Raw genomic sequence first — 11,976 nt, forward strand, 5'->3', positions numbered from 1 at the left:
AAATGCCTACATTTGCCGTTAAACATAGAAAAAGCAAAGGAAAAATAGATTTAGATACCTTTAGGAACGACTCCTTTTTTATGAGCCATCAGCGGTCAGTAGTCAGAAAGAGGACTCTACTTTATCAGGAAGCCTCTTTACTAAAAGCCGACGGCTAACGGTTTCCGACAGCCATCTTGCTGACAGCCATTAAATCGAGTAGTGTAATCCACACTCTTTGGTATTTTCTTCTGAAGCGGGCGCGTTCTGCCAACGCCATCGTCCCGCGCGTTTCGATTCACCCGGCTTTATTGGCGTTGTGCAAATGGTGCACCCAAGCGATTCATAATAATGGCCTTGGGCATCCGCTTCAAGCAACGGATTCACGGGAATTTCATTTTCACGGACAAATTCCCACACCTCATCGGCTGTCCACTGAATCAGCGGATTGACCTTAAGCACCGGATGTGTCGTTGAGGATATAATTTCTGCTCTTCGGAGTTGTTGTCTCGCATCCGACTGATCTCGCCGTAAACCAGTTATCCAGACATCCAATGTTTCCAAGAGCCGTTGCATCGGACGCACTTTTCGGATGTGACAACAATGTTCCTGTTTCGCTTTACTGTCAAAAAACAGATATTCGCCATGCTCCGTTACCATCTGATGGACGTCTTCGGGATCAGGCTGGATCTGTTCAATCTGGATACCGTAACGCGTCTCTGCCTGTTCAAGAAAAGCGTATGTCTCGGGGAAGAGTCGAAGTGTGTCAAGCGTACAGACTCGGAACGGCAATTGGTTTTCAGCAGCAAGGTGAATCAGCACCATGCCCGAAAGTTGTCCACTCGTGACGATTGCAGCGCGCTCTTTGAACCGCTTGAACAGAGAAAAAAGGATTTCTTGAGGGGCCTCCGTCAAGGCAATTTCTTGACAGAGAGCGTCGTCTACTGAATAATTCAATTCTTTGGCACTTGGCTTCATAGTAGTAGGCGGCTCCGTTCAGTTTCCGTCCACAGCATAGTAGTAGGCAGACTCCACTTGGTTTCCATACAGGATACGTTAAGGGAGTACCTCCATGATGTCCGATTCGATTTCAAAGTAACGACTCAAACTGAAATAACGTTCCCCTGTGTCGGGAAGAATCGTAACGACAGTTTTATCCGGTCCTTGGTCTTTTGCAACCTCTAAGGCAGCGTAGACATTCGCACCCGACGACATACCGACTAACAAACCTTCGCTTGTTGAAATTGATTTCATCGTTTGGTAGGCTTCTTCTTCGGAGACGGTGATGACTTCATCAATGACATCTACATTGAGCACTTCGGGGATCATCCCCGCGCCGAGACCATCAATTCGCGTCGGATTTGGAGGACCCCCAGAAAGCACGGCTGAAACCCGCGGTTCCACTGCAACAACTTTCACACGCGGGCATTCTGTCTTCAATACTTCCCCAACGCCTGTTAGTGTCCCACCTGTTCCGACCCCGATAACGATAAAATCGATGTCGCTACCGATGGCTTTGAGAATTTCGACCGCAGTCGTGCGTCGATGGATCTCTGGGTTCGCGGGATTTGTAAACTGGTTCGGCATATAGTGCCGTGGGTGTTTTCTGACAATTTCTTCTGCCTCCCAAATCGCACTTGCCATACCACCATGTTCTGGTGTTAGCACAATTTTCGCACCGAAGGCGGAGAGAAGTTCGTATTTCTCACGGCTGACGTTTTCTGGCATCGTCAAAATTACAGGGTAGCCTTTCGCTATACCGACGATGGAGAGTCCTAAACCTGTGTTACCGGCGGTAGGTTCAACGATGGTATCTCCTTTTCTAAGGATACCGCGTTCTTCGGCATCCACTACCATCGCATAACTAATCCGGTCCTTGATGCTGCCACCCGGATTATATGCCTCCAATTTCGCGAAAAGAGTCGCATCATCCTTACCGGGCAAGGTATTCAGACGGATCGTTGGTGTATTCCCGATGAGGTCTGTCAGATTTTTAGCGATTCTCATTTTTCAGGCGGATAACAACACACGATACCGCTGCCACACCCCTATTTTAAGCGTAATAGCCTAAAAAATTTCACTTTAAAGTATAACATATACACTGCAAAAAGTCAAATTTTTCACAGGCGTAAAACGTCAATCCATTTTCAGATATGCACTCTGACGAGGTGTTACTTTCGTCCGTTCTTACTTCTGATTTTCACACCATTTCGCAAAGTCTGCCTCGATCTCCTCCGACCATTTTCGGTCTATTTCCCCCGGCGTGTACACGCCTTCGCGCAACCGTTGATGTCCGAACCGATCGCGTAGAGCCACCTCTTCGCCTTGCTCAACGACCTGTTGTGCGAAGTGCGGGGGAATAAAGATAACCCCACCGCGCCTCCCTAAGACCACATCTCCCGGTAAAACCGTCGCTTCGGCGATACGAATAGGGATGTTGATACCAGTGAGTGTGACGTTCGCAATACCTGTCGGATCCACACCGCGCACGAACGTAGCAAAATCAGGCAATTCGTAGATGCCATCCAGATCTCGGATGCCACCCTCAATGACCATACCTGTGCCTGTTTTCGCATAGATGGAGTTACCGAGATTGTCACCCGCGAAGGTGCCGTCCTTCACTTTACCAAACAGATCAACAACGATAACATCATCGCGGACGAGCGTATCGATTACCCATGAATTTTGACCGCCGACGCGTCCCTCTTTTTCGCCTTGCGCAGAGATAGTCTCGTTGAAGTCAGGACGGACAGGCACAAACGCACACGTCACCGCTCTACCGACGAGGATCCGATCCGGATGGAGATTCATCCAATCGCCAGCGAATTGAAACTTATAGTCGTTGCCATTCAAGACACCCCACGCCTGCTCGATACTGATAGCCTTCATCCGCTGAATAATATCGTCCGGGACGCGGGGCCGTCCATCAGGGAATCGGTCGCCTTCCCATAAGTGGGTCATCGCGAGGATGCTCTCTTTGTGGATAAGTTGCATATCGCATTCCTTCCGTAAAACAACCTCGCGATACCGAGATTGAGTGATGCTTGTCTACAGACCTGCGTTTTCCCACACCTGATCCAATGATTCCGCAGTCGCTTTCGCCGCATCTGCGGGCTCCATGCTCGCCACCTTTTGACTGAACGGTTCCGGTGTCACGGGGCCTTCATAGCCGATCTCCGTCAGGATGTGCATCAGTTCGGTGAGCGGGATGACCCCAGTTTCGGCGGGCAGACACCTGATATTGTCGATCTGATCATACGGATCAATGCCAGCAGGTGCGTCGTTGATGTGGACGTAAACGACATCCGATACAGAGAGTTTGCGAACATCGTCAGTCGTGGAGCGGCAGGTGTACCAGTGCCATGTATCGAATAGCAGTCCAACGTTTCCTGTCCCGACCGCCGCGGCAAGCCCTAACATCGCATCCATCGAATAGGCGAAGAGGTACTTGGAACCTTTACGACTCGTTGCGGGTCCAATGAACTCAAGCCCGATTGAATGTCCGTGTTCTTTAAGAATCTCGGCAATAGGACGCAGCCGTTTCACAGAGAAATCCCAATTTTCCTGAAAGGTCATGTCATTTGAAGCGGGTCCGACAACAGTGGTTGTCCGATAGCAACCGAGTTCTGCGGCGAGTGCTGCGCGTTCGGGCAGCTGCGCTAAACCGGCATCGTAGTCAGTCTCAGGACCCCGCCAGTTGACACCGAACCCCCATCCGCCCATAGCGATACCTGCCTCTGACCAGAGGTCTTTGACGTGTTGAACGGAGTGTTCCTGTGCGAGTTGATTGGCTTCGTCAATGTTCAGGTCGAGACCCTCAAAACCCGAATTTTTTGCTAACGCTAATCCTTCTGTCATATTTGCCCGAATGCCAATTGCACCGGTACTCAGATTTTTAAACATAACTTCTCCTATAGTTGTGAGTCGGAATAAGCGAAAATTCTTGGTTGTCCCAAGAATCGCGCTGGCACTTCCTAATCCTGAAAATCCTGATTCAGACGATCTCTTCCCCTTCCACTCTTCCCAGCCTTCCATTCTTCTATCCTTCCATCCCTTCCCTTAATTTTTCGCCCCTTAAAACTTTCGCAGCAACAGCCCACGGATAATCGGTGTCCTCCGCATTCGCGTCGCGATACGTCGGAATCCAAACCCAGCGTTCTTCGCCGGATGTGTTAGGATGGCTGGCGTGAAGTGTCAGGTCGTGAAAAAAGACGGCACCGCCTGCTTCAATCTCTGCAGTAACGGCGCGGTTTTCATCAACGGCACCCGGACGGAGTCGATTCCCAAACCCATTGCCATCACTGGCATCACCATCGTGGACAATGGCGGATTTATGGGAACCCGGAAAGAGTTTGAGACACCCGTTCTCAACGGTCGCATCGTCAAGCGCGACCCAGATCGAGAGCTTGTGCGCGCCATACCAATAGGACCAGTCTTGGTGCCAAGGACTGGCGAAGGTCGTCGTCTCGCTCTTGAAAACCACTTTGTCGCTGAGAAACTCGATATCCGGTGCATAAATGCTTTCCAAAATATCGAGGATCCGCGCCTCACCGACTGCTGATTGGAAGACGGGACTTCGCGCAGCTAAACCGACGTAAACACCGTGTCCAGCGACTGCACCTGTTTCTACCTTAACGGCTTCCAGAATGTTGATACACTCTAATTTGAGACGTTGGACTTCACTTCGCGTAAACAAATTCGGTGCGATAGCAAAACCGTCCCTTGAGAAATCGTCGCGAAGCGTCGTCAGATCAGGGGTCATGTGTTATGCCTCTTTAATATGAACCTCACGTCCCGTCTCGGCACTTTTGAGCAATCCTTCCATCATTTGTTGAACAATCAACCCGTGACGGAGCGGTGCTTGGCATTCTACGTCGTCTAAAATGCATTCAATGAAGTGGTCGGCGATCGCATCCCATGAGTTGCTGTGTTTACCCGGTGGCAGATTGACGTTTATATCCTCAGACGTGCCCGATTCGTCCGTGCGGTAGAGCCGTAAAGGACTCATCGTCGCGCCGGCTTCCGTGCCAAAGAGTTCTATCTGGAATTCATCGGGTTGGTGGGATGCCCAGAAACTTTCCACCTGTAAACCGAGCCCATTTTCAAAGGTGATGAAACCACCCGCGTAGTCGTCTGATTCGTACTGCTCGTAGGTTTCCTTTGGCGGTTGACTGCGATTCCAGTATCCGCGTCCGCGCGGACCAAATTTCGCACCGGCAGCACCGAGTACTGCGACCGGTTTCGGTAATCCGAGAATCCACCACGCGGAATCGAGAACGTGGACACCCATATCACGAAACGCACCGCCTCCTTTCTTGATAAAGCCGAGATTCCATGCGGGAATACCGTTGCGACGCACACTTCGCGCACGGGCATAGTAAAGTTCACCAAAATAATTATCGCGTGCGAGGGTGCCGAGGTGTTGGCAAGTATCTCCGAAGCGCGTCGAGAGCGACATCATATTGACAACACCCGCGGCTTCCGCTTCCGTGACAAGTTTCTGAGCCGCTTCCTCGGAATCGGCGAGTGGTTTCGTTACCATGACATGTTTGCCGTTCCGCACCGCCTCCAATGCTATCGGTACATGCCACTGATTCGGTGTGCCAACAAACACTGCGTCGATCTCACTATCTTTGCACATCGCTTTGTAGTCTGTATAGAATTTGACCTCGTCCGGTAGATCCTTGGCGAAGGCTTTCATTCGGTCTTCAAGCAAATCGCAGAGCGCGACAACAGTGCCTCGTGGATTGCTGGCGAGTGCCATCCCATTGGGTTTGCCTATACCCATACCAACGACAGCGATTCGGACAGGATTTTTTGCTGATCCCATAAAAAATGTCTCCAGATGTTTGGTTATCAGTTGAAGGGTTGTTAGTTATCGGTTCGCCTACTTCCCAGGCTTTCAGTTGTCGAAAAGGGGATTGGTTAACACTCCGGGGCTTTTAGTTAAACAGAAGTTTCTTTTAACTGATAACCGATAACCCTTTCAATATGGTCGTCCCCGTGAATTCAATGGCGAACTCACTTCGTTTTTAACAGGCTTAATTGTCCTGAGATACGACCAGATTGCTTTTAAGTCTTCATCGTTCATTTGGGCGTAGTGTTTCGTCGGCATCGGTGGAAAGATCTTCCGATTGCCTTCTATGCCTTGATGAAGTCCAGTCCGCATTGCTTGGATGAACATTTCCTCTGTCCATTCGCCCAATCCAGTTTCATTATCCGGGGTTAGGTTTGAAGCAAAACTCGTTCCAAACGGACCGGAGAATGCTGTCATTTGTGTTGATGTCAGGATGAAGATGCCCTGTTGCATCATGCTGAAATTGTAGCGTGGGTAAGGCGCGTTCGCTGGATGTCCGGCGAGATACATATCCATATTATATTCGGCACCAGCCCGTGGTGTATGACAGTGTCCACACGCACCCACTGTGTCCACAAGGTATTTCCCGCGCTGTACCCTATCGCTCTGGCTTTCAACAGTGTTGATGCTCAGTGTAATAATGGCACCTACAACGAGCAACGCCGCACAAAAGATTAAGAAATTTCGATGCATTCCAATAAGTTCTCCTTTGAATTTCAGGCTCTGTGCAAGTCTCGATCCAATTTAGCAAATTCTGAAAATACGTGCAACAAAAATAAAAAAGGCGCAGTTAAAAACCACGCCTGCATCTTTTGAATTTTAGCAACCCTTAAAAATTATAGGATAACTTTGCGTAATAAAGTCCGCCATTGAAACCGAAAGGTGCCGACCTTCTGGAATACGTGAAAACACCAGGCGAGTCCACAATGGCGTGTCCTGTGCTGTCCTCTAATGTTCCAGCCCGCGACTGACCAATTTCATTGAGATCGGGCAGCTGGTCAAACAGGTTGTTCACACCGATAGTCAATGAGAGTCCTTCATTCAACTGATAGTTGCTCTGGACATCGGTAAGCCATTTTCCACCATAAGTTTGCCGTGCCGGATCGGCACCACTTCCCTCTTGCACGGTGTAGCTTCCGAAGTAGCGCAAGGCACCACCGATGGTGAGATCGCCGATGATGTAATCTGCGCTGAAGTTAAGCCTGGTGTTCGGCTGCCACTCCTCAATCATGGAACGTTCCTGTGAGGGGAAGAGCGTATCTTCAAGCCCGACGAGGATTTCCGGGGCATCTACGTCACCAATAATTTCGGTGTTTGCCCATGTCAACGCAACCTTCAAATTGAGAAGCGATTCGTTGTCGAAAGCGTGGAGATAACCCGCTGCGACATCTACACCTTGCGTGCGTGTTTGTGCGACATTTGTGAACACCTGTGCGCTGCTCGCCCCCGCTGCGATGAGACTGGGAATTTTATCGGCACTGAAACTACCACTCAAAACGATGCGATCATCAATTTGGATGAGAAAACCATCTACTGTGAGCCACAACTTCTCAAGCGGTTTCAGCACGAAACCACCGGAAACGTTGAAAGCCGTCTCTTCCTGCAGTTCTGGAATGCCGAGTGCACGTGCAGCATCGCTGTCGTTACGGAACGTGCCGAGTTCGCGGGGTAACACTTCGGTTGTATCGCCGTCACCATCAAGATCCGTCGCATCTACCAAGAATTGTGTGCTGATGTTATTGAAGTAGAGTTGATGCAGTGAAGGGGCACGGAAACCGGTGCTGCCCGCCGCACGAACCGCAATCTGTTTCGTCAAGTCATAGCGAGCCGTCGCTTTTCCTGTGACGGTGGCACCGAAGTCGCTATACTGCTCACCGCGCATTGCTGCACCAACAAGAAGACCTGCTCCGGGTTGTCCACTGAGATAGGATTCAAAGTCGGCATAACCTGCAATATTGGTTCGACTTTCGTCCAATTCGTTATCGGGTCGGAAACCGGGGAATACTTGGATACCGCCAGTGGCACCCGGTGCCCCAAGTCCAGCGTTAATCCATGAAAGCGGTTCGCCAGCGTGGATGCCGTAACCTTCTCGACGGAACTCGACACCGCCTGCGAGGTTTACCAGTGAGGATTGGTAGTCCAGTGGATAGGTAACATCTAAGTTAAACACCGTTTGCGAGAGCTCAAAGCCACCCGCATCTGCGGAGGTCGGACTGCTCGCACCATAGGAGGCATTCAGGGAGTTGGAAATGAAAAAATTGAATGTGTTCAAGCCGTGATTGACACTGGCATCGACATTCAGGTCGGTCGCCTCATGCGTCCATGCTATACCTAAGGCGAGGGAAGTGTCCCCAATGTCGGTATTGATTTCCGGTAGGAATCCGTCGGGATAGATTTCAGTGACAGTCCGCGAGGCTTGGTTAGCGCGGCGGTAAAAACCGGCACTGTTGTTTTGGCGTGAAGAGTGTCCGCCAAAAGAATAGAGTTCTAAACCCGCGGCGAGTGGAAGTCCGAAATTATAAAATCCAATTTTTTGTGACGAATCGGCATCTCCAATGCGGAAGTTCTGCCGTTCAAAGGTGTATTCGCGCGGGTCAAACCATACCGGTTTTTCGGTTACAGTTCCATCATCATTTTCAATTTCAAGCATTTTATCCGGAGGTCTGCCTTGGTCGACATCTATCCAGTCATACTGCCGTTCCCCTGTGAGACCTGCACGGTTGGTCCGTTTTCTATCACGCCATTCAGCGGTGAGATTGAGGAAACCGGATTCACCGACTTTCATGCCGTAGTTGGCGTTACCGTTCCATGTATCGCCATCGCCTTCGTATGTTTGCCCCCAATAGATGTCGGCATCGCCCGTGTCAACGTCATCTTTTAGCACAATGTTGATAACACCAGCGATAGCATCGGAGCCATACTGTGCCGCCGCGCCATCCCGAAGAACCTCGATACGCTCTATCGCCGCGGATGGAATCGCATTGAAGTCCGTTCCAGCGGTCCCACGTCCTACCGACGTGTTAACGTGCAGCAAGGCGCTTTTATGACGACGCTTACCGTTGACAAGCACAAGCGTCTGATCGGGTCCCAAGCCTCGCAGCGTTGCTGGACGCAGGGCATCTGTGCCATCGCTAATGCTTGAGCTGGAGAAGTTAAAGGACGGAACTAACATCTGAAGGACACGACCCGTCTCAGATTGACCCGTAAGACTGAGTTGTTCTCTGTTAACGACTTCTATCGGGACTGGAGCCTGTAAAGCTCGTCTACCGATACTCCGAGTTCCGACGACCACAACGGATTCTATCGTTTGAATGGGAGCAAGACTGACGCTTGCTTCGGTTTGTCCGGCAGTGGTATTAATGCGTTTACTCGAAAATCCGATTGCTGTTACAGTCACCGACTGTGCGCCTGTGACATCGCTAAACATGGTAGTTCCGGATTCATCAGTTGTTTGTTCTTGGTTTCCAATTTGTACTTTTGCTGCTGATACAGCATTCCCGTTCTGATCTTGAACGGCTATTTTGAGTGTATCAGCACTGATAGCCGTTGGTATCACTGATACGATGCCAAATAAAATGACGGCAACATACCAGAGATACCGTTTATTATCTGAAATTAACATTTAGTTTTCTCCTATTTTTTTCATCTTTCAATATCTGTTTTATACGTAAACCCTAACAGTTTAATTATGTGTTCTTTTTTCGTGAAATGCAAATTAAAGTCGAGAAAATCTGAAGTATGAGTTTTTTAACCACAAACTCTCCTTTTATGCTAAAATAGACGCGAACCGTAACAATTTTTGACATGGATGGGCAGAATTTCTGTGTAGTGCTTGATTTTACCAGCCCCTTTGATATGTATCGAAAACCCTGAAAAAACGGAGCGAAAATCTAATCGTTAAAAAAATGCACGGCTTGATGATGAACTATCCATTGACGCTTGCACAGATTTTGGAGCATGCGCACCGTGTACACGGCAGTAAGCGCGTTACCACACTTCTGCCCGATCAGACCTTCCATCGTTACAACTATTCTGAATTATACGAGCGCGTGAATCGGTTAGCGAACGCTATCGCCCAATTGGAAGTTATCCAACCAGGAGACAGGGTTGGGACCTACGCGTCCAATACCTATCAGCATCTGGAACTCTACTATGCGATTCCGTGCATCGGTGCTGTACTTCATCCGCTCAATGTTCGTCTCACTGCTGTTCAATTGGCACGGATTGTGAGCGAGGCAAAGGACAGAGTCATTTTTGTGGATGGCGCGTTTGCCGAGGAGTTTGAAGAGCTACGAGCGGAAATTGAATGTAATCGGGTGATCCACTTTAATTCGGACGCCAGGCATCCCGGTATTGCTTATGAACAGTTACTCTCTGAAGCCGAGCCAGTCTATTCATGGAATATCCGTGACGAAAACTGGGCGATGGGGCTTTGCTACACCAGTGGAACGCAAGGAGAACCGCGGGGAGTTCTCTATACCCATCGCTCCATGTTTCTCCACACACTTGCTGTAAATCAAGCCGATGTCTTCGGATTAACAGAGACAGATGTCGTTATGCCGCTCGTCCCGATGTTCCACGCGATGGCGTGGGGACTGCCCTATGCAGCTATGTTCGCTGGTGCGGATATAGTGCTTCCCAGTGCCAAGCCGGTGTGTCTCGCAGACCTCATTGCAGAGACAGGTGTCACCGTTGCTGCAGGAGTGCCAACAATCTGGGCAAAGGTTTATCCCGAATTATTGAAAAGGAAGCAGGACATCTCCACGTTGCGAAGATTGATAGTCGGCGGTGAGGCGATGCCACCTACACTCATTGAAGCTTATGAAAAGAATCTCGGTGTTGAAGTTTGCCATGCTTGGGGGATGACGGAGATGTCACCGACGGGGACGTTCTCGAAACTGCGCGGGGTGCATCAAAATTTGTCGGATGCTGAAAAGTGGCGAATTAAAGCGAAGCAAGGACGGCCCATACCGGGTGTTGAACTCCGCCTCGCAGCTGAAACATCTAACGGTTTCACGAAACTCCCCTGGAATGGTGAGGTCGTCGGGGAACTACAAGCGCGCAGTCCATGGACAGCAAGTCGCTATTACAATATTCAGCCTACAACGGAACATTTCACTGCCGACGGCTGGTTACGCACAGGAGACGTTGCCACTATTGACGTAGACGGTTATGTGCAGATTGTGGACCGCGCCAAAGCACTCATTCGAAGTGGTGGAGAGTCTATTTCAAGTATTGCCTTAGAAACTTCACTCCTAAAACACCCGTCTGTTCTTGAAGCAGCAGTTATCGGTGTACCGGATGAGAAGTGGGGCGAACGTCCATTCGCTATTATCGTCCTCACACAATGGGCGGATGAAAACATCTCAGAGGACCTTACCCAACACCTCTCTGTTGAATTCCCTAAGTTTTGGATTCCTGATCGGTTTGTCGTTGTTGATGAAATCCCGAAAACGAGCGTCGGAAAGTCCGATAAACGCGCGATTTTAGAAATGTTTGTATCCACTGGTAACAGGGGAGCGCAGGTTCCTGGTATCGCAAAACCTGTAGCCCGTAACGAAGTGGAGGGCGACTCTTGAGCGAAAAACCCAAAAGCATAAGTCCGGTCGTTTCTCCGCAAGGAAAAATTAAAAAATGAGAATGAAAGCCGCTATCTACACAGGTATTGAAGAAATTGAAATTCGTGAGGTCGAACGGAACGAACCGCCTCCGGGCTTTGTCCTCGTTGATACAAAACAGACCGGTATCTGCGGGAGTGACCTGCACAGTTATTTCGGGCATTGGGGGCAATCGCACGAATATGCCGCAGGGCATGAGACATGTGGTATAGTCGTAGCACTCGGCGAGGGTGTAACGCAATTCGATATCGGCGACAGGGTTGCCGTGGAATGTTTTGCCCACTGTGGCACCTGCAAGTATTGTGAGACCGGACAGTATAATCTCTGTTTCAATAGAACCGGAGTCTCTCCGAGTATGCACGGCGGGTTCGCTGAATACACGTCAACACACTATTCTGGGTTGTTTAAATTACCGAAAGACATGACGTTTGAGCAGGGAGCGCTCGTTGAACCGCTCGCTGTTTCACATCGTGCCATCGCGCGGACAGGTGCCAATTCCAGAGATACAGTCGCAATTATCGG

Annotated in this window: 10 protein-coding genes; 2 read left to right on the forward strand and 8 right to left on the reverse strand. The window is 49.8% G+C overall.

Annotation, left to right across the window (positions count from 1 at the left end; translation table 11 throughout):
- Nucleotides 1-189: 189 nt before the first annotated feature.
- The 8 genes from J4G07_18775 to J4G07_18810 all read right to left on the reverse strand — a co-directional run bounded on the left by J4G07_18775 (nucleotide 190) and on the right by J4G07_18810 (nucleotide 9,458).
- Nucleotides 190-957 (reverse strand): phosphoadenylyl-sulfate reductase, encoded by a 768-nt coding sequence (locus J4G07_18775; GenBank protein MCE2416032.1) that lies wholly within the window; start codon nucleotides 955-957, stop codon nucleotides 190-192.
- A gap of 78 nt (nucleotides 958-1,035) precedes the next feature.
- A complete protein-coding gene (cysK, locus tag J4G07_18780; protein ID MCE2416033.1) occupies nucleotides 1,036-1,986 on the reverse strand; it encodes a cysteine synthase A in 951 nt (316 codons plus the stop codon).
- A 180-nt stretch (nucleotides 1,987-2,166) separates the two neighbouring features.
- Nucleotides 2,167-2,973, reverse strand: coding sequence for an RraA family protein (locus J4G07_18785; protein ID MCE2416034.1), 807 nt, complete (start codon nucleotides 2,971-2,973; stop codon nucleotides 2,167-2,169).
- 54 nt (nucleotides 2,974-3,027) lie between these two features.
- Complete coding sequence (locus J4G07_18790; protein MCE2416035.1) at nucleotides 3,028-3,882, reverse strand: sugar phosphate isomerase/epimerase; 855 nt, start codon at nucleotides 3,880-3,882, stop codon at nucleotides 3,028-3,030.
- Nucleotides 3,883-4,018: 136 nt separating this feature from the next.
- Complete coding sequence (locus tag J4G07_18795) at nucleotides 4,019-4,741, reverse strand: phytanoyl-CoA dioxygenase family protein (protein ID MCE2416036.1); 723 nt, start codon at nucleotides 4,739-4,741, stop codon at nucleotides 4,019-4,021.
- Between the two features lie 3 nt (nucleotides 4,742-4,744).
- Nucleotides 4,745-5,809 carry a Gfo/Idh/MocA family oxidoreductase gene (locus J4G07_18800; GenBank protein ID MCE2416037.1) on the reverse strand — a complete coding sequence of 355 codons (1,065 nt, stop codon included), beginning with the start codon at nucleotides 5,807-5,809 and terminating at the stop codon, nucleotides 4,745-4,747.
- Between the two features lie 156 nt (nucleotides 5,810-5,965).
- Nucleotides 5,966-6,529, reverse strand: coding sequence for a c-type cytochrome (locus tag J4G07_18805; protein MCE2416038.1), 564 nt, complete (start codon nucleotides 6,527-6,529; stop codon nucleotides 5,966-5,968).
- 136 nt (nucleotides 6,530-6,665) lie between these two features.
- Complete coding sequence (locus J4G07_18810) at nucleotides 6,666-9,458, reverse strand: TonB-dependent receptor (protein ID MCE2416039.1); 2,793 nt, start codon at nucleotides 9,456-9,458, stop codon at nucleotides 6,666-6,668.
- A 283-nt stretch (nucleotides 9,459-9,741) separates the two neighbouring features.
- On the opposite strand from J4G07_18810, the gene J4G07_18815 reads away from it, so the two are divergent.
- Both J4G07_18815 and J4G07_18820 read left to right on the forward strand, forming a co-directional pair.
- Nucleotides 9,742-11,415 (forward strand): long-chain fatty acid--CoA ligase, encoded by a 1,674-nt coding sequence (locus J4G07_18815; protein MCE2416040.1) that lies wholly within the window; start codon nucleotides 9,742-9,744, stop codon nucleotides 11,413-11,415.
- A 55-nt stretch (nucleotides 11,416-11,470) separates the two neighbouring features.
- The coding region (locus tag J4G07_18820; GenBank protein MCE2416041.1) for an alcohol dehydrogenase catalytic domain-containing protein at nucleotides 11,471-11,976 on the forward strand (506 nt) is incomplete at its 3' end.

This window comes from Candidatus Poribacteria bacterium (assembly GCA_021295715.1).
Classification (GTDB): domain Bacteria; phylum Poribacteria; class WGA-4E; order WGA-4E; family WGA-3G; genus WGA-3G.